This window comes from Moraxella sp. K02, assembly GCF_041154755.1.
In the GTDB taxonomy this organism is placed as follows: Bacteria; Pseudomonadota; Gammaproteobacteria; order Pseudomonadales; family Moraxellaceae; genus Faucicola.
The window spans coordinates 1,447,671-1,469,571 of the sequence record NZ_AP031590.1 but is presented as its reverse complement, the minus strand read 5'-3'; the positions used below and the strand labels follow the sequence as shown (position 1 = coordinate 1,469,571).

Genomic DNA, 21,901 nt, shown 5'->3' with positions numbered 1-21,901 from the left:
CGGCTTTTTTGGATGGAGATAACATTAATCATTCTCTAGGAATGAACGTAAATGTTCCGAGCGAGAAGGGTGGCGCAGTTTACGCAGTGCTTTGGCTTCAATCTGACGAATACGCTCACGGGTGACATCAAATTGTTTACCCACTTCTTCTAAGGTATGGTCAGTAGACATATCAATACCAAAACGCATTTTAAGCACTTTGGCTTCACGTTCAGTGAGGTTGGCTAACACTTCACGGGTAGCTTCTTTTAACCCTTGTGCTGTTGCTTCATCCACTGGGCTTGAGATGCTCGAATCCTCAATAAAATCACCCAAGTGACTGTCTTCATCATCGCCGATTGGGGTTTCCATTGAGATGGGCTCTTTGGCGATTTTGAGCACTTTACGGACTTTGACTTCGTCCATCTCTAAGCGTTCGCCCAATTCCTCAGGGGTAGGCTCACGTCCCATTTCTTGTAATAACTGGCGCGACACACGGTTGATTTTATTGATGGTTTCAATCATGTGCACGGGGATACGGATGGTACGCGCTTGGTCAGCAATCGAGCGGGTGATAGCTTGGCGAATCCACCAAGTGGCATAAGTGGAGAATTTATAACCACGGCGATATTCAAATTTATCTACCGCTTTCATCAAGCCAATGTTACCTTCTTGAATCAAATCAAGGAACTGCAAACCGCGGTTGGTGTATTTTTTAGCAATCGAGATAACCAGACGTAAGTTCGCCTCAACCATTTCTTTTTTGGCGCGGCGGGCTTTGGCTTCCCCCACAGACATGTTACGTGCGACCACTTTCATTTGGTCGATGCTCATGCCAAGATTTTGCTCATGCTGCTGGATACGCCCTTGATACTGTAACACTTCGTCAAGTACCCGCTCTAACGTGTCGGCAAAGGCAGGTTTGCCTGCGATACGGTTAGGGAGCCAGTCAAGGTTGGTTTCATTATGCGGAAAGGTTTTGCGAAACTCATCTTTTGGCATTTTACCGCGGCGAATCACCAGTTTCATGATGTGACGTTCGTTTTTACGCACGTCTTCATACACTTCACGCATCATATCCATGATATTGTCAGAGACGCGGCTATTGAGCTTAAATAGCATAAAGCAGTTGGCAAGCTCATTCATCGCCGCTTTGACCACGTCGCTATCACGGTCATGGGTGGCCAATAAATCTTTGACCTTACTGAACAATTGCTCTAATTCTTCAAAGCGCAGACGCACTTCTTCAGGGTCAAGACCGCTGGCTTCTTCGGTATCGGCATCTTCACTGACTTCACCATCGGCTTCTTCGATTTCATCGGCGTTTTCGGCTTCATCATCGAGTTCATCCTCGGCTTCGTCGTCTTTGACTTTAGGTTTGATAATCGGTAACGCGATTTCTACCTCTTCGTCATCGGCAAGCGGGATGACATCAGCGGCTTCAGGGTCAAGAAAACCGGTAATAATATCCGAGACTTTCTTTTCACCTTCAAAGGTTTGGTGGTATTCATTAATGAGCATGGCCACGGTACCTGGCCAAAAGGTCATGGCATGTTGTACATCTCGGATACCGTCTTCAATACGCTTAGCAATCGCAATCTCGCCTTCACGGGTGAGTAGGTCAACCGTACCCATCTCACGCATATACATACGCACAGGGTCGGTGGTGCGACCTGGCTCAGATTCTACTGAGGCAAGTACCGCGGCGGCTTCATCGACAGCAATTTCGTCATCATCCGCATCATCGCTAAGCATAATGTCGTCTTCATCAGGCGCGGTCTCAAAAATCTTGATGCCAACGTCTGTGAGCATTTGAATAATATCATCAATTTGGTCACTTTCAGTTACCGATTCGGGGAGTTGGTCATTAATCTCAGCATAGGTGAGATAACCTTGCTCTTTACCTAATTGAATCAGCGTGGCTAATTGAGAAGTTGAATGTTCGCTCATGAGGGCTCGCTTTGATATTGGTTAAAAAAATAAATAATGTAATAGCACGACAAATAAGCTAATGACTGTATTTCTTCATTTTTATCAAGGGATACACCCTGCAAATGACAGTCGAGGACTAAATAAAGATTTAGTATGATTAAAAAGCGGTAGTCAACCTATTATTATAACGGATTATATGAGGTTCGCGGGGAGAAAATTAAAGGCAAAACGGGTAAGTTTTCGCTTTATGCGGCATTTCGCGCAGTTTTTGGCGGGTTATTTTGGTAAATCAATCGATATCAAGCTCGATTGCCCCTCTGACTTGACAACAGCAGGGTAAGATTTCATCATCGGCTAACATCACCAGTGGCGGGTGAATATAGTCGATACGGGTGTCATGGTGGCGACGGCGGTATTTGAGCTTACAAGTACCGCAATAACCTTCAAGGCATTGATGATTGGCAGAGATTTTTGAGCGAAGCATACCTTGTAGCAACGTCTCGGCGTCATGCAGATAAAACTGCGTGTTGTTGGTAAAAATCCATGCCATAATCGATTATATTGCCTAAATAAAATAAGCGTATGACGAACTATAATTCAAAATCATCAAACGCATCATCACTGAGCTCTGCGTCAATTTGACCCACCAAATAAGAGGTGATTTCTGACTCTTGGGGCGCGACTTGCACGTTGTCTGAGGACAGCCAAGCATTGATCCATGGAATTGGGTTGTTTTTAATTGCCGCAAAAATAGGGGGTAAGCCAATGGCATCCATACGTAGATTGGTAATGTACTCAACGTATTGCACCAAGATATTTTCATTCAAGCCAATCATTGAGCCATCTTTAAACAAGTATTTTGCCCATGCTTTTTCTTGTTCAGCCGCGTCTTTGAAAATTTCAATGGCTTGCTGTTGGCAATCTTGGGCGATTTCGACCATGTCAGGGTCATCTTTGCCCCATTGCATCAAATTAATCATATGCTGGGTGCCGTTTAGATGAAGCGCTTCGTCACGGGCAATCATTTTGATGATTTTGGCATTACCTTCCATCAGTTTGCGCTCAGCAAAGGCAAATGAACAAGCAAACGACACATAAAAACGAATCGCTTCTAGCACATTGATAGCCACCAAACATAGATACAATTTGGTTTTAAGCAGGCGTAAATTGACCTCGACGGGTTTGCCCTCGATGACATGACGACCCTCACCGTATAGGTTATATAGCTGAGACAGTTGATACAGCTCGTCATAGAACTTGGCAATCCCTGTGGCGCGCTCTAGGATAAAAGGATTGTCAACGATATCTTCGAATACTTTGCTTGGGTCATTGACCACGTTACGAATAATGTGGGTATAGCTACGAGAATGGATGGTCTCAGAAAATGACCATGTTTCAATCCACGTTTCTAGCTCAGGAATCGACACCAGCGGCAGCAGCACGACATTGGGGCTACGACCTTGAATCGAATCAAGCAAGGTTTGGTACTTTAGGTTGCTTAAGAAAATATGCTGTTCATGCACCGACAAGTTGCTAAAATCCAAACGGTCTTTGGAGACATCAATTTCTTCTGGACGCCAAAAAAACGACAATTGCTTTTCAATCAACTGCTCGAAAACAGGGAATTTTTGTTGGTCGTAACGTGCCACATTGACAGGCTGACCAAAAAACATCGGCTCAAGTAATGGGTCATTTTTGGTTTGGCAAAAGATGGAATATGACATAGCGGTGAATCTTCTTCAATCAAAGTTCAAGACAAGTGGCGTAGCAGTATCAGTTTACAAATAAATCAGCTAACATATAAATCAGTTGAAAATGAGCAACTGGCTAGTGTGCTTGGCTATTATAGATAACAACATATAGAAATTGCAATCCACCCAAGGATTTGATTTTTAAGGATAAAATTTATAAGATATTGAAATATATACATATTTGTATATAAAAAAATTAGTAATTAAATTTATTGACATTTGAAAATCTATATATTGTGTTTTATTTTACCACGCAATAAAAAAGACGACTGTCAAAGCCGTCTTTTTGGTCAGATGGGACGATTAGCCAAGATAGGCATTGTACATCCACACCAATTTTTCTTGTTCTTGCACATAGGCAGTCAATTGGTCGGCAGTACCTTGATCGTCATCTTCGTCCGCTAAGTCAATGATTTCACGTTCTTTAGCGATGGTCATAGTCAGACCCGTTAAAATACCTTTCACACATGCCACACCATCAGAGACGTTTTTGTCTTCTTTGATGCTTGAGATTTTTAAGAAATCGCTATAAGCATGTAGTGGTGTACCTTGTAAGGTCAAAATGCGCTCAGCAATTTCATCAATCTGGATTTGCAGCGCAGTATATAACTCTTCAAACTTCACATGGAGGGTAAAGAAATCTGAGCCACGCACATTCCAGTGATAGCCACGCACATTGGTATAAAACACATGATAGTTGGCTAATAAGGTATTTAATTGCTCAACAATGGCGCTCATGTCGGCAGCGGCTAAGCTGATATCACGTGTTTTACTTGAGGCAGATTTGGAAGCGGTAGATTTGGAAGTAGTCACTTTTTCACCTGATTTATCGGTATTGTCTAATTGTTCTGAGTCTTGTTTGGTTGCTGGTTTTGCCATGTTGTTATCTCCTAAAATGATGATTTTTATTTGTTTAGGACTTAATTGTAAGCCTAAACAATCTGTTATTAAAATTAATCGTTTTTATCTATATATTTAATTTTATCAATTAAAATATGCGATATTACCCTAAAAATAATATCAAACATTTGGTACAGCTGTGTGCAAATTTGGTAAATAGTTTTGCTTGCCGCCATAAAAAAACTGCAGTTTTTTGGCTGCAGTTTTTGTGGTCATCGATAATTAGTTTTTTCTTAACTGTTGTCTTAATCTTAATTATTTTCTGGGAAATATTTATCAGTCGGTTTGTCGGTTAAATCAAAACCTGGTTTTCCGATGTTTTGCTGTAAATGATGGCGTAAGGTATCAATCGGGAATTTTTGATTAACAAGGCGTTTGGGTACGATTTGGCTGCCTTGTTGGCTTTCACCCGTTTTTGGATTTTTGACATCAAACATCATAAAAATATAATCAGGCGTTTCTTGCCAGTTGGTGACATTGTCCCATTTGATAACCGCTTGCTGCATACCGCTGCTACGTACCAAAGGCTGATTGTAGCCGCGTGGCATGGCGGGCATGTTGGGTGCAGGCATGGACATCACTACCCCGTGCTGCTGTACGCCAAGCTTGATTTGTTGCATCTCTGGGGGCATACTTTGGCTTGCCATTTGTTTTTCAAATTCTCGTTTGACATACCATTTAAGACCGTAAGTACGCGCCAACAAATAAATCACCACACCCACGAGCATCAACCAAAAAATAATGGTGGAATAACCGTGCACAAAAATCAGACCTAAAATCGCTAGCACCACGATGACTGCCAAAATTGCCCAAGTTTTTGGGGTGATTTTGGTCAAAGTTTGGTTATTGGCATCAAACAGCTGTAGCTGTGCTTGACGAAACTCGTCCTCGGTCAGATTCAAATCCACAGGTTGTAGGGTGTAAGGGTACAGCGCCATAAACAATTCACTCACTATCAAACGATAGTTACAAAACGATAAAAGAAGGCTTATCTTACCCAACCTTGACCCAAAAATAAACCTAACAACGCACTTTTTGATAAATTTTTGTTTTACCGCAAGTGTAGCGAAGGCCTAACGCCGGTAAGCTCATACCGATAAATTGTCAATTTGCCGTGTATTTCTAGTCGCTACCGTGAAAAAACGCTGCAATCTTGGTATCATACACGCTGATATCAACAGCCATTTTGCTGCTTTAACTCAAGTTTGAACAATTTAAGGAACTTATCGCCATGATCGACCCAAAATTACTGCGTACAGAACTAGACACGGTCGCCGAAAAACTTGCCAAACGCGGCTATGAGCTTGATAAAGCATTTTGGCAGCAGGTCGAAGAACAGCGCAAATCCATTCAAGTCAAAACCGAAGAACTACAAGCCAAAAAAAATGCGGGCGCCAAACAAGTCGGTTTGATGAAACGTAATGGCGAAAATACTGACGCCTTGATGGCAGAAATGGCAACCATCAGTAGCGACATGAAACAAGCGGAAGACGCGCTCAAAGCCTTGCAAGATAAAATTCTAGCAGCAGCTTTAACCATCCCAAACTTGCCTGATGACAGCGTGCCCGCAGGTAAAGATGAAAACGACAATGTCGAAATGCGTCGATGGGGTGAGCCGCGCCAATTTGATTTTGACGTCAAAGACCATAGCGACTTGGGCGAAGATTTGGGGCTACTTGATTTTGAAATGGCGGCAAAACTGACTGGCTCACGGTTTAGCGTGCTAAAAGGTCAACTCGCCAAACTCAACCGCGCCTTGATTGCCTTTATGCTTACTACCCATACCGACAAATACGGCTATACGGAAATGTATGTACCGTATATGGTGAATGCCGACAGCCTACTTGGTACAGGGCAGCTACCAAAGTTTGAAGAAGATTTGTTCAAATTGCGCGGTGAAAAAGAGTATTACTTAATTCCTACGTCAGAGGTACCGCTTACCAACAGCGTGCGTGACAAAATCCTAGACCCCGAAGCTCTACCCATCAAAATGACTGCCCATACCCCCTGTTTTCGTAGTGAAGCGGGTAGTGCAGGGCGAGATACTCGCGGCTTGATTCGTCAGCACCAGTTTGAAAAGGTCGAAATGGTGCAAATCGTCCATCCTGAGACTTCAATGCAAGCCTTAGAGGACATGACAGGACAAGCGGAATATATCTTGCAGCAGCTTGGCTTGCCGTATCGAGTGATTGTACTGTGTGGCGGTGATATGGGCTTTGGCGCGGTGAAAACCTATGATATCGAGGTGTGGCTACCGTCTCAGACTACCTACCGTGAAATCTCTAGCTGCTCAAACTGTGGCGACTTCCAAGCGCGCCGTATGCAAGCCCGTGTCAAAGATGGCAAAAAAACTGAGCTGGTGCATACGTTAAATGGCTCAGGTCTTGCGGTGGGTCGTACCTTGCTTGCTATCATGGAAAATTATCAAAATGCGGATGGTACTATCACGGTGCCTGAAGTGTTACGTCCGTATATGGGCGTTGATGTGATTGGTTAGTGGTAAAATTGAAAAACAGCCAGTTGATTGACTGGCTGTTTTTTGATTTGGCTAAAATACACGAAATATCCAAATTTTTCTAGTTTGAGAGATAAGCTTTGAGAGATAAGCATTTAAACTAAAAGCCGAGCATTTATCATACTCGGCTTTTAAATTTAGAACAATGTTTTAGGCTTGACTTTTAATTAAAACTTAAGCCACTTCACCTTTTAAGAAATCTTGCGCGAATTTCTGCAGCACACCCCCAGCATTGTAAGTATCCACTTCCGCCTGCGTATCAAGACGGCAGGTCACAGGCACTTCAAGCGGCTGCGAGCCTTCTTTATTAATCACCAGCGTCAAATCACAACGTGGCGAGATGTCACCACTCACATCATACGTCTCAGTCCCATCTAGCCCTAGCGTGATACGCGTCGTCCCAGCTTTAAATTCAAGCGGCAGCACACCCATACCGATAAGATTGGTACGGTGAATCCGCTCAAAACCTTCCGCCACAATCGCTTCCACCCCAGCCAGACGCACACCTTTGGCAGCCCAATCACGGCTAGAGCCTTGACCATAGTCCGCCCCGGCGATGATGATGAGTGGTTGCTTACGGTTCATGTAGGTCTCAATCGCTTCCCACATCCGCATCACTTGACCTTCAGGCTCAACACGAGCCAGTGAACCTTGCTTGGTACTGCCATCGTCATTTTTCACCATTTCATTAAACAGTTTTGGATTGGCAAAGGTCGCACGTTGCGCGGTTAAATGGTCGCCACGGTGGGTGGCATAGCTGTTAAAGTCTTCTTCGGGTAAGCCCATTTTTGCTAAGTATTCGCCTGCCGCTGAGCTTGCCAAAATCGCATTGGACGGCGACAAGTGGTCAGTGGTGATATTGTCAGGCAAGATGGCGAGTGGACGCATACCTTTGAGGGTGCGTTCGCCCGCTAGCGCGCCCTCCCAGTAGGGTGGACGGCGGATATAGGTTGACATGGGTCGCCAGTTGTAAAGTGGGCTGTCAGCTTTTTCGCTGCGGTCAAGGTTGAACATCGGGATATAGATTTGACGGAATTGTTCAGGTTTGACGTGTTTTGCCACGATCGCGTCAATCTCTTCATCCGATGGCCAAATGTCAATCAGGCGGATTTCTTTACCATCGGCAGTCGTGCCAAGCACGTCTTTTTCGATGTCAAAACGAATCGTCCCTGCAATCGCATACGCCACCACCAGCGGCGGGCTTGCTAAGAAGGCTTGTTTGGCATACGGGTGGATACGTCCATCAAAGTTGCGGTTGCCTGACAACACTGCAGTGGCATACAGGTCACGGTCGATGATTTCTTGCTGAATCGCTGGATCTAACGCACCCGACATACCGTTACAAGTGGTACAGGCAAATGCCACAATACCAAAGCCCAGTTTTTCTAGTTCTGGCAATAGGTTAGCATCTTGCAAGTACAGTTCAGCGACTTTTGAGCCCGGGGCGAAGGATGATTTCACCCAAGGTTTACGGGTCAAACCAAGTTCGTTGGCTTTTTTGGCAAGTAATGCGGCTGCTACCACGTTACGAGGGTTTGAGGTGTTGGTACACGAGGTAATAGCCGCGATAATCACCGCACCATCAGGCATTAAGCCATTCTCTGATTCAGGCACCGCTTCACCTTCGGCATGGGCAATGCCTTTGGCAGAGAGCTCGGAAGTCGATACGCGCGCGTGGGGATTTGAAGGACCTGCCATGTTACGGGTGACGAGTGACAAATCAAACTCAAGTACACGCTCATAGTCGGCATTGACAAGGTCAGATGACCACAGCCCGGCGGTTTTGGCATAGTTTTCTACCAGTTCGACTTGTTTGTCTTCACGACCTGTGAGGCGTAAATAGTCGATGGTTTGCCCATCAATATAAAATAACCCTGCGGTTGCGCCATATTCTGGGGTCATGTTGGCGATGGTGGCACGGTCACCGATGGATAGGCTATCTGCGCCTTCACCGAAAAATTCCACATAGGCACCGACCACGCGCTCTTTACGCAAAAACTCAGTCAATGCCAACACAATATCGGTGGCGGTGATGCCTGCTTGGCGTTTGCCTTTGAGATGTACACCCACGATATCAGGCAGGCGCATCATCGATGGGTGACCGAGCATCACGGTTTCTGCTTCCAGTCCACCGACACCCACCGAAATCACCCCCAGCGCATCCACGTGTGGGGTGTGGCTGTCTGTGCCCACGCAAGTATCTGGGTAGGCGATGCCGTTTTGGACTTGGATAACAGGTGACATTTTCTCAAGGTTGATTTGGTGCATGATGCCGTTGCCTGCTGGAATCACATCCACGTTTTCAAAGGCAGTCTTTGTCCAGTTGATAAAGTGAAAACGGTCTTCGTTGCGGCGGTCTTCGATGGCGCGGTTTTTTTCAAACGCATCTGGGTCATAACCACCACATTCCACAGCGAGCGAGTGGTCAACAATCAGCTGAGTTTGTACCACAGGGTTGACCTTGCTTGGGTCACCGCCTTGCTCAGCGATAGCATCACGCAAACCTGCCAAGTCCACAAGGGCCGTTTGACCCAAGATGTCATGACACACCACACGCGCAGGGTACCAAGGAAAGTCTAACGTACGCTCACGGTTGATGAGCTGTTTGAGCGCAGCGGTCAGTTCGTTTTGGTCGCTGACTTTACGCACCAGTTGCTCGGCTAAAATACGCGAGGTGTAGGGGAGTTTGTCATACGCGTTTGGGGTGATGTCATTCACCGCTTGGCGGGTGTCGTAGTATTCCAAATCAGAATTGGGTAAGGGTTTGCGGTATTGGCTTGTCATTTGGCTTAACCTTAAAATTAATAATCCATTAGAAAAAAAGCCTTTCAAATCAATGAGTAGGCTGACCTGAAAGGCTTTTTATACGATTAAAACGCTAATTATTGACGCTCATCGAGCGGTACAAATTTTTGGTCATCAGGGCCTGTGTAGTTGGCAGAAGGACGGATGATTTTGCCATCGGCACGTTGCTCAAGCACGTGCGCTGACCAACCTGCGGTACGCGCAATTACAAATAATGGGGTAAACATGGCAGTGGGCACGCCCATTTTGTGGTAGCTGACCGCTGAGAACCAGTCGAGATTTGGGAACATTTTTTTGTTGTCCCACATCACGGTTTCTAGGCGTTCTGCCACATCAAATAGGGTCATGTCGCCCGTTTCTTTGGATAAATTACGTGCCACTTCTTTGATGACCACGTTGCGTGGGTCGCTCACGGTGTACACAGGGTGACCAAAGCCAATGATAACTTCTTTTTTCTCAAGACGCTCAAGGATGTCTTTTTCTGCATCGTCGGCATTGCGGTAGCGTTTTTGGATATCATACGCCACTTCATTGGCACCGCCATGTTTTGGACCTTTTAACGCACCGATTGCGCCTGAGATGGCGGAGTACATATCTGAACCAGTCCCTGTAATCACACGGCTGGTAAAGGTTGACGCATTGAACTCATGCTCAGCGTACAAAATAAGCGAGATGTGCATGGCTTTGATATGGCTGTCACTAGGGGCTTCACCCTGTAGAAGCTCAAGGAAGTGACCGCCAATGCTGTCTTGGTTGCTCTCAAGGCTGATGACTTTGCCATTGTGGCTATAGTGATACCAGTACAACAGCATTGAGCCTAATGAGGCGATAAGCTTGTCGGCGATATCACGGGCTTCTGCCACAGGCTGGCTTTCACGCTCAGGCAAGGTGCAGCCCAGTGCCGATACGCCAGTACGCATCACATCCATCGGGTGGGCGTGAGCAGGCAAGGCTTCTAACACCGCAAGTACATTGACGGGCAAGTTACGCAGGGTTTTGAGTTTTTTCTTGTACGCCGCTAGCTCATGACGGTTTGGCAAATGACCATGAATCAGTAGGTGCGCTACTTCTTCAAACTCGCTGTCTTTTGCCAAATCCAAAATGTCATAGCCACGATAGCTTAAGTCATTGCCTGTACGACCTACGGTACATAGGGCAGTGTTACCGGCGGGTACCCCTGATAGGGCAACGCTTTTTTTGGGTTTTGGTTTGTTGTCGGTCGCGTCTGTCACTGGGGTGTCTTTTGACATGGTAAAACTCCTTTTTCGCTTTATTAAGTGTTTAGCCTTAAATGTTTGGCATTAAGTGTTGAGCCTTAAATATTTGGCATAGTTCGCCAATTATTTTTTTGATTTAAATAATGCGTCCAATTTTTGCTCGTATGAGTGGTAATTTAAGAAATCATACAATTCCATACGGGTTTGCATGGTGTCGACCACGGAGGTTTGTACGCCTTCATCTTTTAACGCTTGGTAGACATTGAGGGCGGCTTTATTCATGGCACGAAACGCAGATAATGGGTAAAGTACCATGTCAACGCCCACGTCAAACAGCTCTTTGGTGCTGTAAAGGTCGGTTTGCCCAAACTCAGTCATGTTGGCAAGCACGGGAATGTCTAACACGTCGGTAAATTTGCGGTACATGGCGATATCGGTCAATGCTTCAGCAAAAATCATGTCCGCGCCTGCTTCTTGAAACGCCACCGCACGTTCAACCGCAGCATCCAAACCTTCCACTGACAGCGCATCGGTTCGTGCCATCACCACAAAATCTGGGTCAACTTTGGCATCCAGTGCAGCTTTTAGACGGTCAACCATTTCAGCGGTTGAGACGATTTCTTTGTTAGGGCGATGACCACAGCGTTTTTGCGCCACTTGGTCTTCAATATGGACCGCGGCAACGCCTGCTTTTTCCATTTGTTTGATGGTTTGGGCAATGTTAAATGCGCCGCCCCAACCCGTGTCGATGTCAACCAATAATGGCGTGTCAACCGCATTGGTGATACGGGTAGCATCGGTCAATACATCGTTAAGGCTCGTCATACCGAGGTCAGGCAAACCGAATGAGGCGTTAGCAACACCGCCACCTGAGAGATAAATCGCTTTATGACCGACTTGGCTTGCCATCATGGCAGTATAGGCATTGATAGTGCCAACGATTTGAAGGGGACGACCTTCGGCTTTTTCAGACTCGATGGCGTCACGGAATTTACGACCTGCAGAGATAGGTGCCATGTTGCTTCCTTTTTACATGATTGAAGGGGAAAATAGCAAAGTTAGTGTTAATCAGCCCTGCTTTAGGTTTAGGGCAGGTTATTTGCTGCTTTGCCTTAGTATATCCATAAGTATACGCACAAAAAAACTGGCTGTCAGTACGCCATTTTTAAAAATTAAGTTAAGTAAAAGTAAAAGTATGCAAAAAATGAATAGTAAACTTCTATTTTTACATAACAAGTCACTCTAACTTTAAAAAGGTGAATATTTTACCCAAAGTATGAATCATTTATTTACATTTATTTACAATAAACAGGCGCTCGTTGCTACATTCTTCTAAAATAAGTTTAGCAAACTAGGCATGATATACGGATTAAAATTTGAGGAATTACTTATGGCACAATCAACGCTACCAAGTCATATCAAACAACTGGTCGATAAAAAAAACTACGTCATCGCCATCAAAACCCACGCACAAGAGCAGGGGATTAGCTTAGACGAGGCAAAACAACAAATTGATGCGTATGAAAGCCAAGCGTTATCGGCAAATACCCAAACGCCGTCTACAGCCCGTCCTGCGCCATCAGTAGAGACTAAAGAGCAAGGCTTTAGCACATTGACACAAGGATTAGATAATCATCTTAAACAGGAAAATATCACCCTACCGTTATTGCCAAGATGGGTGAAACGCGTGAGTGTGATTATCTTGGTCATCCTGATAATAGGTTGGTTGTTTTATCGATTGTTTAAATAATTAATTGTTCAAATAATTGCGGGTTTAGATGATAAGCGCGGCAATAAAAAAAGCGTATGACGATTCAATACGCTTTTTTAATGAAATGCTCGTGTTGTTGGACTGCAATCAATTGCCAATTTGCATATATTTTTGGAAGTTTTCGGCATAATCATCAATATTATCCGACAGCATACGCTCAAAATTCTTGGTGAAATGTTCAATAATATCTTGCTTTTCTTTGGCATAATCAGCGCCTTTGACAAAGCCCGTTGCCGCTGTCCATGCGCTAAAACGCGCCACCGCATACAGCATGGAGGCATTGATTTTACCTGCGTGTATATCATCGGTGCGAAGGGTATTGGCAAGCTGGATAAACTCATCAGCGCGCTCATAAAACGCGTTCATTTCTTCTGTGATTTGGTTAGTGTTTTCGCTCATAACTTTTCTCTACAATTTTCTACCATCAATTAAACGTTAAATCAATTAAACGTTAAAAAGGTGCGTAAAACGCACCCTACAAATCTTGTATTTCGTCAATAAAATTATAAACCCGCGTCTGCTCTAAGTAGTGCCGCGCGGTCGGTACGCTCCCAAGTAAAAGCGGTTTCAGTGCCTTGGCGACCAAAGTGACCATAGCTCGCTGTTTGCTCATACATGGGCTGGAGTAGGTTAAGCATACGCGTGATACCATACGGACGTAAATCAAAATGCTGGCGGATAAAATCGACAATCTTGTCATCGCTGATTTTGCCAGTGCCAAAAGTGTTGACAGAAATAGAGGTTGGCTCTGCCACCCCAATGGCATAACTTACTTGAATTTCACAGCGCTCCGCCAGTCCTGCCGCTACGATATTTTTGGCAACATAACGCCCTGCATAGGCTGCACTGCGGTCAACTTTTGATGGATCTTTACCTGAGAACGCACCGCCGCCGTGACGCGCCATGCCGCCATACGTGTCTACGATGATTTTACGACCCGTCAAACCCGCATCCCCCACAGGACCACCAATCACAAATAACCCGGTTGGGTTGATATGATACTTCGTGTCTTTGTGCAGCATTGCTTCTGGAATGACAGGCTTGATGATTTCTTCCATGACCGCTTCATGCAAGTCTTTTTGCGAGATACTTGGATCGTGTTGGGTTGATAGTACCAGCGCATCAATAAACGCAGGTTTGTCGCCATCATAGCGTACCGTGACTTGTGCTTTGGCATCGGGACGCAGCCAAGCCAATGTGCCGTCTTTACGTAATTGCGCTTGCTTTTCCATCAAACGATGGGAAAACTGAATGGGGGCAGGCATCAACACATCTGTCTCATGAGTGGCATAACCAAACATCAAGCCTTGGTCACCGGCACCTTGCTCTTCAGGGCGCGAGCGGTCAACGCCTTGGGCGATTTCGGGAGATTGTTTGCCAAGCATATTGATAACCGCACAGGTGGCGCCATCAAAGCCCAATTCTGAGCTGTTGTAACCAACGCGCAGGACGGTATCACGCACGATTTTTTCAAAATCAACATTGGCGGTGGTGGAGATTTCACCCGCCAGCACCACGCCGCCTGTTTTGGTCAAGGTTTCGCACGCCACACGCGCATGGATGTCTTGCTCAAGGATGGCGTCAAGGATAGCATCAGAGATTTGGTCAGCGAGTTTGTCTGGGTGACCTTCACTGACGGATTCAGAGGTAAATAGTTGATATTCACGCATTTAATTTTCTCATTACATCAAGGGTGATAGAAAATTAATCGCTTTGCAAACCTATCTCTATTTTACATTTTAAAACGAGAACAAAGCAAAAATAGAAAGTCACGGACTGCAATACAGCACGAGCAAGTTTGCAAAATGATTAACGAAAAAATGATTAATATGACTAATAGCAAAATGACTCATACAAGTCATTGCCGCTACAGTGGAAAAAGTCAGGGGATATTATAAGGGATTTTGCCAAATTAACCTAATGCTTTTAAATGCCTAACTGGAATAGGCTAATGGGGTAATTTAAACAAGTTTGATGATGGCTGGTTTGTTAATGGGTGGTCTTTTTCGATACAACCAGTCACTGATATAATATTTCGGGTTATTTTGCTTTAACTTCTCACCCATTAACCCCATTATTTAGCCATCTGTGACTACGATAAAGACAATAAAATGCGACCACCTCAATCTTCCCGCTCCGAACGTGAACTTAGCCAACTTGCCCGCCAAATCCAAGATGATGCCCAAATCACAGGTGTCAATGCCAGTGGCACCCAAATCTCAAGTAAACCCTTTGAAATGGTGACCGAATTTGAACCCTCAGGCGACCAACCGCAAGCGATTGCCAAATTGGTTGATGGCATTGAGCGCGGCATGCACGGTCAGCTGCTCTTAGGGGTGACAGGCTCAGGTAAAACCTACACCATGGCAAAAGTGATTTCCCAATGCCAGCGTCCCACCATTATCATGGCACACAACAAAACCCTTGCCGCCCAGCTATATGGCGAGTTTAAGGCATTCTTTCCCCACAATGCTGTGGAGTATTTTGTCAGTTATTATGACTATTATCAGCCTGAAGCATATGTACCTGCCAGCGATACTTTTATCGAAAAAGACAGCGCCATTAACGACCATATCGACCAAATGCGACTGTCCGCCACGCGTGCGCTACTCGAACGTCGTGATGCCATTATCATTGCATCAGTGTCTTGTATCTATGGTTTGGGTGACCCAGAAAGCTACCTAAAAATGCTCCTCCATATCGTGGTGGGTGACAAAATCGACCGCACTGCCATGCTCAAACGCTTGGTGGAGCTGCAATATACGCGTAACGAGCTTGACTTTGGGCGAGGTACTTACCGCTTGCGTGGCGAAGTGCTTGATATTTACCCCGCTGAGTCTGAACAGCTTGCGGTGCGTATCAGTATGTTTGATGATGAAGTGGAAAAAATCACTTGGTTTGACCCGTTGACAGGCAAGAACGTGCGCAGTGTGCCACGCATTACCATCTATCCAAAATCACACTACGTCACCCCACGAGACAAGTTAGAAAGAGCCAGTGGCACTATCAAAGCCGAGCTTGAACAACGCCTTGAGTATTTTCGAGCGCATGACAAACTGATTGAAGCCCAGCGTATCAAAGAACGCACCACTTATGATTTGGAAATGATTCAACAGCTTGGCTACTGTAACGGCATTGAGAACTATTCGCGCCATTTATCGGGACGCCCTGCGGGTGAAGCGCCGCCGACCTTGTTTGACTATATTCCGCCCGATGCCTTGCTATTTATTGATGAAAGCCATGTAACCGTGCCACAAGTCGGCGCGATGTACAAAGGCGATAGAAGTCGTAAAGAAACTTTGGTCAATTATGGCTTTCGCCTACCGTCTGCGATGGATAACCGCCCGCTGATGTTTGAAGAATGGGAGCGTATTACCCCTGCGACCATTTTTGTGTCGGCGACCCCTGCCCAATACGAGCTTGAGCATAGCGACCAGGTCGTAGAACAAGTGGTACGTCCAACAGGTCTGGTCGATCCGATACTAGAGATTCGCCCTGTCTTGACCCAAGTTGATGATGTGCTATCAGAAATCAATATTCGTAAAGCCAAAGATGAGCGAGTGCTGATTACCACGCTCACCAAACGCATGGCAGAAGATTTGACCAGTTATCTAAAAGAATACAATATCAAAGTCGCTTATTTGCACTCGGATATCGATACGGTGGAGCGGATGAAAATCATCCACGAACTGCGTACAGGCGTGCATGATGTGCTGGTCGGTATCAACCTGTTGCGTGAGGGTTTGGATATGCCTGAGGTGAGTCTGGTGGCGATTTTTGATGCGGACAAAGAAGGCTTTTTACGCTCGGAGCGTTCGCTCATTCAGACCATCGGTCGTGCCGCGCGCCATGTCAATGGTAAGGCGATTTTGTACGCCGACAGCATTACCCCAAGTATGCAAAAGGCGATTGAAGAAACTGAGCGTCGCCGTGCCAAACAGATGGCATATAACGAAGAACATGGTATCACGCCGACATCCGCTCGTCGTCAGATTACCGACAAAATCGACACAGGCGAGGCAGAAGCCCCGAATGATAACCAAGCGATTGCAGTGACCCATGCGTTCCCCGATGTGGACATTTCGATTTTGCGTTCGCCTGATTTGCTTGCCAAAGAGATTGCACGGTTAGAAAAAGAGATGAAAGCCTTGTCGCGTGATTTAAAGTTTGAGGAAGCGGCAAAAGTGCGCGATAAAGTAGTAAGTTTACGGGAGTTTGTGCTGCAATAATGGTGGACGATGGGTGTTGCATTAGCGGTTTTACCCCAAGAATAGTTACAGCTTTTCTTGGGGCAAGTTTAAGCTGTCATCCAACTTTTTACATTAAACATCATCATTATCCTTGCTAAGTTTTTGTTTTAACGGACTAACAAAATAAAAAATCCCTACCATAAACACACTAATCAACACCGCAATCTCTAGCCGTCCCATCGCCACTGCCACGCCCACACAACCTGCCGCCCAAATCGCTGCCGCCGTTGAGGTGCCTTCAATACGGTCATCTTTTTGTAAAATCGCGCCGCCTCCCACAAAACCAATGCCAGTGATAATTCCGCCTAGCACTTCCCCCATTAGACTATCATCATCGCCATTTAATTCAAAACCCAACAAGGTAAAACAGCAACTTGCCAAACTCACCAAAGGAAAAGTGCGTAGCCCGATACTTTGTCGGCTGCTCTCACGGTTAAACCCAACCGGCAATACCAACCCAAACGCAAGCACCATTTGAACGGTATACGCCAACATGACGTCCCAATCAAAATCAAATAAACTCTCTAACATCCCTATCATGACACCACCAAATTTAACGATCGTAACAAAACATTAGCACAATTAGCAGACAGGTTCGTTGCGCAAAGGTTATCAGAATCTATCCACTTGTGCTAAATAGACTGCAATTTTAGCAAGTTAGCACAGATTTTAAAATCCGCTGTTGAACTATGGCATAATAACCGCACATTGATACATTATGAGTAAAAAAAAGAGTTCACCATGACCAACGTCACCGAAACCAACCAAACCGAAAATCCCCAGCTATTAAATACCGAAATGCCCGATGTACCTGTTAATATACCCACGCCAGACCCCAGTTTAAATAATCACCAATTAAATAGTAACCAATTAAATACTAACCAGCCGCAAAAAATCTACCTAAAAGACTACACGCCGCCGGTCTTTAGTGTCAATCACATTGACTTAAAAATTGAGTTGTTTGACGGCGCTGATAAAAAGCATGCAACCGTCACCGCCAATCTTGACATGACAAGAAACACGGCAGGCGATTTGGTGCTCTTTGGACGAGAATTACAACTTGAATCAATTAGCTTAAACGGCAAAATTTTAAGCGAAAGCGACTACCAACTAGACCAAGAAAGCCTAACGATTGTTAACGCGCCAGACACTTGTCAGATTACCACCGTTGTCACCATCGTGCCGCAAACCAATACCAGTCTTGAAGGCTTATACCAAGCAGGGGAAGAGGCGGACAAAATGTTCTGTACCCAATGCGAGCCAGAAGGGTTTCGTAAAATTACCTTTTATCCGGACCGTCCCGATGTGCTTGCTACCTTTACCACCCGTATTGAAGCCGATAAAACTTACCCAACGCTGCTTGCCAATGGTAACTTAATCGACCAAGGCGAGCTTGCGGGCGACCGTCATTTTGCGGTGTGGCAAGACCCTACTAAAAAACCGAGTTATCTATTCGCTTGCGTGATGGCAGATTTGGACGTATTGACCGATCAGTATGTCACCAGTGAAGGGCGTGAGGTGCTGCTTGAATTATATGCCAAGCGTGAGAACATCGAGCAGTGCCATGTCGGCATGCAAGCGTTAAAAGACTCAATGAAATGGGATGAAGACAACTACGGACGGGCGTATGACCTTGACCGCTATATGATTGTGGCGGTTAGCCAGTTTAATATGGGCGCGATGGAAAACAAGGGATTAAATATCTTTAACACCGCTTGCGTCCTATCTAGCCCAGAGACCACCACCGATCGCCGTAACTTTAATGTCAAAGCGGTGATTGCCCATGAATACTTCCATAACTGGACGGGCAACCGTATCACCTGCCGTGACTGGTTTCAGCTGTGCCTAAAAGAAGGCTTTACCGTATTTCGTGACCAGTCTTTTTCCGAAAGTCTGCATTCCCCTGCGGTACAGCGGATTGATGATGTGGCAACATTGCGAGCGGCGCAGTTTCCTGAAGACGCTAGCCCATTGGCGCACCCGCCACGCCCTGACCATTTTGTCGAGATTAATAATTTCTACACTGCCACAGTGTACGAGAAAGGCGCAGAAATCGTGCGCATGATTGCCAATACGCTTGGCAAAGAAAAATTCCGCCAAGGCACGGACGAATATTTTCGCCGTTATGACGGGCAAGCGGTAACAGTAGAAGACTTGTTGTCGGCATTAAGTGTCGCTGATAGTAGTATCAACCAATTTATCGATTGGTATACACAGCCAGGCACACCGACGTTATCAGGGTATTTTGAAAAAACAGCTGACAAGCTTATTTTGACGCTAAGCCAACACACGCGCCAAGTGGCAGGCTATCCTGCGCCAAAAGCTTTGCCAATTCCTATCAAAATGGCGATTTTTAACCGTGCCAATGGACAACTGGTACAAGAAGATTTGGTGGTACTGCGCGATGACAGTCAAACGTTTAACTTTGACGGTTTGTTTACCACAGCGGATTTTGACCCTGTGGTGTCATTGCTTCGTGATTTTTCCGCGCCTGTTCAGCTCAATTTTGAGTATAGCAATGATGATTTGGCGTTTTTGATGCAGTATGAGACCAATGGCTTTAACCGTTGGCAAGCGGCACAGTTGTTGGTCAATCGTATTTTATTGCAAAATGCCGATACCGATGCCTATATCACGGCATTAAAAGCCAGTTTGCCAGCGCTATCAGAGACCGATCCCATGCTAGCGGCGCGGTTACTAGATATGCCAAGCGAGCGAGAGCTGGGCAGTGCGATTCAGACCGACTATGACCCTAGCCAAGTTCGTGCCCGTCATCAAGCGGTCAAAAAAGCCGTGGCGGTAGAGCTTAAAGACATTTGGCAAAGTGCGTATGCCAAACTGCCGATTACCGCGTATGAAGATACAGCCGAAGCCATGGGCGTGCGGGCGTGGCGAAATGTGGTGCTGGATATGGCGTTATTGGCAGGCGTGAATGATGCCAAACATTGGGCGATTACCCAATACCAACAAGCGTCTTGTATGACTGAGCGTTTAGGCGCGTTAAATGCGGCGGTGACGCATGGTCTGCCGCAAAAAGCCGAATGGCTGGCCGATTTTTACCAACGCTTTCATCATGATGCATTGGTGATGGATTTATGGTTTGGTGTCCAAGCCAATGACAGCCAGGCGAGCGTTGCCGATATTTTTGCGTTAACCTCCCATCAAGATTTTGATATCAATACCCCAAACCGTGTGCGTGCGGTACTGGGCGGCTTGCTCGCGCAGCCTACCAAAATTTGGACACAGCAGGGTATTGAGCAGTATTTGAGCATGATGCAAGATTTGGATAAACGTAACCCACTGTTGGCGTCACGTTTGATTCAAGGTTTATCAAATTGGAATGCCTTGGTAGCAGACAAAAAGTCAATGGTTAACGAAGCTTTGATATTAAGCCAAGCTAATATGTCGTCCAAAAATGTGAAGGAAACCTTGCAAAGTATGCTCAACAATCTTTAAAATGCAAGCTTAAACGCTGACAAGCTGTGTCAATAAAATCAAGGGGTAACGCAAAATGTCACAATCTGACCGACGACAGATTATATTTTGCTTTATCCTAGCGAGTACCGCACTTGCGGTGGCGATGGGAATCGGGCGATTTGCCTTTACACCGATTTTGCCTTTGATGATACAAGAAGGCACGGTCCATCTTGCGCAAACGGCGTGGTTATCAAGTAGCAACTATAGTGGCTATTTGGTCGGGGCGCTGTCACTGCTTAAAAGTAACCGACATCCGCTTTTTGTCGTGTTAGGTCTCAGCTTAGTCACGCTTACCACTTGGCTGGCTTCGCTAAGCAGCTTTGGCTGGTTGCTGGTGTTACGTTTTTTGGCGGGTGTGGCAAGCGCTTGGGTGCTGGTATCTATCAGTGCGTTTGCAATCAATTGGTTAAAATCAAGACAGGTAGCCAGTGGCGGCTTGATTTATACGGGTGTCGGGATCGGTATCACCCTCACAGGATTGATTTGTAGCTATTTTATTGTTGAATCAGCGACAGTAAATGCCGCTGCTCAGTCATCATTGAGTCCATTATCGAGTCGATTATGGCAGTATCTAAGCGTGATTGCGCTGCTCGCCACCCTGCTTGTCACCTTTTTGCTGGCGAAAATCAACTCGCAGTTTGCCACAACAGCCGCTGCCAAAGCCAACCCTACCCATACCAAAGCCAACCATACCTCTTCTAGCATACCCCCACCTGCCAAGCTAAAATTAGCGAATGTATTAACCGCCTATGGTTTATTCGGGTTTGGCTATATTTTACCTGCGACTTTTTTGCCACAAATCGCCAAGCAATGGTTATCGGGGCAAAGTTATTTGCTGATTTGGCCGTTTTTTGGGTTGGCGGCGGCTTTGTCGGTGGTGTTGTCACAGGGATTACAACGCCGTTATAACAATGTTTCTTTGTTCGACGTTTGGCGAGTGTCGCAAATCATCATGGCGGTCGGTACGTTATTGCCTGCGCTTTGGCAGTCGTTGGCAGGTTTGATGTTGTCAGCGCTGATGGTGGGCGGCACCTTTATGGTGGTGACGATGGCGGGGCTGCAAGTGGCGGCAAGCCAAGTCACCCACTACCCTAAATACAATTTAAGTGCGCTGATGACCGCAAGTTTTGCGTTTGGGCAGCTTATCGGACCCTTAACCGCGCTAGTTGCAACAGGCAACAATATTTGGCTTGCGTTGTTACCCGTTTCTGCCATCGTTTTGCTTATTGGGGTGGCGCTACTTTGGCGACCGTATCAACATCAACAATCATTAAATCATGTTTAAATCACTTTTAACGGGGCAA

16 protein-coding genes are annotated in these 21,901 nt (G+C 45.8%); 5 read left to right on the top strand and 11 right to left on the bottom strand.

Annotated features, from left to right (window positions below; translation table 11 throughout):
* Window positions 1-24 precede the first annotated feature (24 nt).
* The 5 genes from rpoD to ACAM39_RS06550 form a co-directional block, all read right to left on the bottom strand.
* Complete coding sequence (gene rpoD / locus ACAM39_RS06570) at window positions 25-1,929, bottom strand: RNA polymerase sigma factor RpoD (protein WP_369627081.1); 1,905 nt, start codon at window positions 1,927-1,929, stop codon at window positions 25-27.
* A 271-nt stretch (window positions 1,930-2,200) separates the two neighbouring features.
* Entirely contained in the window at window positions 2,201-2,461 is a 261-nt protein-coding gene (locus ACAM39_RS06565; RefSeq protein WP_369627080.1) for a 2Fe-2S iron-sulfur cluster-binding protein, read from the bottom strand.
* A 40-nt stretch (window positions 2,462-2,501) separates the two neighbouring features.
* On the bottom strand, window positions 2,502-3,635 hold the full coding sequence (nrdB, locus tag ACAM39_RS06560; RefSeq protein WP_248146020.1) for a class Ia ribonucleoside-diphosphate reductase subunit beta: 1,134 nt from the start codon (window positions 3,633-3,635) through the stop codon (window positions 2,502-2,504).
* A gap of 330 nt (window positions 3,636-3,965) precedes the next feature.
* Window positions 3,966-4,400 (bottom strand): Dps family protein, encoded by a 435-nt coding sequence (locus tag ACAM39_RS06555; protein ID WP_060994298.1) that lies wholly within the window; start codon window positions 4,398-4,400, stop codon window positions 3,966-3,968.
* 413 nt (window positions 4,401-4,813) lie between these two features.
* On the bottom strand, window positions 4,814-5,500 hold the full coding sequence (locus tag ACAM39_RS06550) for a YcxB family protein (RefSeq protein ID WP_369627079.1): 687 nt from the start codon (window positions 5,498-5,500) through the stop codon (window positions 4,814-4,816).
* Between the two features lie 293 nt (window positions 5,501-5,793).
* Between ACAM39_RS06550 and serS the strand changes: the two genes are divergently transcribed.
* Window positions 5,794-7,059 (top strand): serine--tRNA ligase, encoded by a 1,266-nt coding sequence (gene serS / locus ACAM39_RS06545; protein WP_369627078.1) that lies wholly within the window; start codon window positions 5,794-5,796, stop codon window positions 7,057-7,059.
* Window positions 7,060-7,251: 192 nt separating this feature from the next.
* Here serS and acnD read toward each other — a convergent pair whose 3' ends face one another.
* The 3 genes from acnD to prpB all read right to left on the bottom strand — a co-directional run bounded on the left by acnD (window position 7,252) and on the right by prpB (window position 12,116).
* On the bottom strand, window positions 7,252-9,861 hold the full coding sequence (gene acnD, locus ACAM39_RS06540) for a Fe/S-dependent 2-methylisocitrate dehydratase AcnD (RefSeq protein ID WP_369627077.1): 2,610 nt from the start codon (window positions 9,859-9,861) through the stop codon (window positions 7,252-7,254).
* 98 nt (window positions 9,862-9,959) lie between these two features.
* Window positions 9,960-11,132, bottom strand: coding sequence for a bifunctional 2-methylcitrate synthase/citrate synthase (gene prpC / locus ACAM39_RS06535; protein WP_369627076.1), 1,173 nt, complete (start codon window positions 11,130-11,132; stop codon window positions 9,960-9,962).
* A gap of 90 nt (window positions 11,133-11,222) precedes the next feature.
* Window positions 11,223-12,116, bottom strand: coding sequence for a methylisocitrate lyase (gene prpB / locus ACAM39_RS06530; RefSeq protein WP_050325521.1), 894 nt, complete (start codon window positions 12,114-12,116; stop codon window positions 11,223-11,225).
* Between the two features lie 373 nt (window positions 12,117-12,489).
* On the opposite strand from prpB, the gene ACAM39_RS06525 reads away from it, so the two are divergent.
* Window positions 12,490-12,849 (top strand): hypothetical protein, encoded by a 360-nt coding sequence (locus ACAM39_RS06525; RefSeq protein WP_369627075.1) that lies wholly within the window; start codon window positions 12,490-12,492, stop codon window positions 12,847-12,849.
* Window positions 12,850-12,957: 108 nt separating this feature from the next.
* Here ACAM39_RS06525 and ACAM39_RS06520 read toward each other — a convergent pair whose 3' ends face one another.
* Window positions 12,958-13,269: a DUF3144 domain-containing protein gene (locus tag ACAM39_RS06520; RefSeq protein ID WP_065263831.1), complete on the bottom strand. Its 312-nt coding sequence runs from the start codon at window positions 13,267-13,269 to the stop codon at window positions 12,958-12,960.
* A gap of 104 nt (window positions 13,270-13,373) precedes the next feature.
* A complete protein-coding gene (metK, locus tag ACAM39_RS06515; protein WP_369627074.1) occupies window positions 13,374-14,540 on the bottom strand; it encodes a methionine adenosyltransferase in 1,167 nt (388 codons plus the stop codon).
* A 441-nt stretch (window positions 14,541-14,981) separates the two neighbouring features.
* Here metK and uvrB point away from each other — a divergent pair, with 441 nt between their 5' ends.
* A complete protein-coding gene (gene uvrB, locus ACAM39_RS06510; protein ID WP_369627073.1) occupies window positions 14,982-17,099 on the top strand; it encodes an excinuclease ABC subunit UvrB in 2,118 nt (705 codons plus the stop codon).
* Between the two features lie 93 nt (window positions 17,100-17,192).
* On the opposite strand, the gene ACAM39_RS06505 is transcribed toward uvrB, so the two are convergent.
* Complete coding sequence (locus ACAM39_RS06505) at window positions 17,193-17,660, bottom strand: MgtC/SapB family protein (RefSeq protein ID WP_369627072.1); 468 nt, start codon at window positions 17,658-17,660, stop codon at window positions 17,193-17,195.
* Between the two features lie 201 nt (window positions 17,661-17,861).
* On the opposite strand from ACAM39_RS06505, the gene pepN reads away from it, so the two are divergent.
* Both pepN and ACAM39_RS06495 read left to right on the top strand, forming a co-directional pair.
* Window positions 17,862-20,576, top strand: a complete 2,715-nt coding sequence (gene pepN, locus ACAM39_RS06500; protein ID WP_472828120.1) for an aminopeptidase N — start codon at window positions 17,862-17,864, stop codon at window positions 20,574-20,576.
* Between the two features lie 55 nt (window positions 20,577-20,631).
* A complete protein-coding gene (locus ACAM39_RS06495) occupies window positions 20,632-21,882 on the top strand; it encodes a YbfB/YjiJ family MFS transporter (RefSeq protein WP_369627071.1) in 1,251 nt (416 codons plus the stop codon).
* The last annotated feature ends 19 nt before the right edge of the window (window positions 21,883-21,901 follow it).

What these genes read in the sequence shown, in the direction of transcription:
- rpoD (WP_369627081.1), bottom strand. Translation starts at nt 1,929, where the DNA reads ATGAGCGAACATTCAACTTCTCAATTAGCCACGCTGATTCAATTAGGT.
- ACAM39_RS06565 (WP_369627080.1), bottom strand. Translation starts at nt 2,461, where the DNA reads ATGGCATGGATTTTTACCAACAACACGCAGTTTTATCTGCATGACGCC.
- nrdB (WP_248146020.1), bottom strand. Translation starts at nt 3,635, where the DNA reads ATGTCATATTCCATCTTTTGCCAAACCAAAAATGACCCATTACTTGAG.
- ACAM39_RS06555 (WP_060994298.1), bottom strand. Translation starts at nt 4,400, where the DNA reads ATGAGCGCCATTGTTGAGCAATTAAATACCTTATTAGCCAACTATCAT.
- ACAM39_RS06550 (WP_369627079.1), bottom strand. Translation starts at nt 5,500, where the DNA reads ATGGCGCTGTACCCTTACACCCTACAACCTGTGGATTTGAATCTGACC.
- serS (WP_369627078.1), top strand. Translation starts at nt 5,794, where the DNA reads ATGATCGACCCAAAATTACTGCGTACAGAACTAGACACGGTCGCCGAA.
- acnD (WP_369627077.1), bottom strand. Translation starts at nt 9,861, where the DNA reads ATGACAAGCCAATACCGCAAACCCTTACCCAATTCTGATTTGGAATAC.
- prpC (WP_369627076.1), bottom strand. Translation starts at nt 11,132, where the DNA reads ATGTCAAAAGACACCCCAGTGACAGACGCGACCGACAACAAACCAAAA.
- prpB (WP_050325521.1), bottom strand. Translation starts at nt 12,116, where the DNA reads ATGGCACCTATCTCTGCAGGTCGTAAATTCCGTGACGCCATCGAGTCT.
- ACAM39_RS06525 (WP_369627075.1), top strand. Translation starts at nt 12,490, where the DNA reads ATGGCACAATCAACGCTACCAAGTCATATCAAACAACTGGTCGATAAA.
- ACAM39_RS06520 (WP_065263831.1), bottom strand. Translation starts at nt 13,269, where the DNA reads ATGAGCGAAAACACTAACCAAATCACAGAAGAAATGAACGCGTTTTAT.
- metK (WP_369627074.1), bottom strand. Translation starts at nt 14,540, where the DNA reads ATGCGTGAATATCAACTATTTACCTCTGAATCCGTCAGTGAAGGTCAC.
- uvrB (WP_369627073.1), top strand. Translation starts at nt 14,982, where the DNA reads ATGCGACCACCTCAATCTTCCCGCTCCGAACGTGAACTTAGCCAACTT.
- ACAM39_RS06505 (WP_369627072.1), bottom strand. Translation starts at nt 17,660, where the DNA reads ATGATAGGGATGTTAGAGAGTTTATTTGATTTTGATTGGGACGTCATG.
- pepN (WP_472828120.1), top strand. Translation starts at nt 17,862, where the DNA reads ATGACCAACGTCACCGAAACCAACCAAACCGAAAATCCCCAGCTATTA.
- ACAM39_RS06495 (WP_369627071.1), top strand. Translation starts at nt 20,632, where the DNA reads ATGTCACAATCTGACCGACGACAGATTATATTTTGCTTTATCCTAGCG.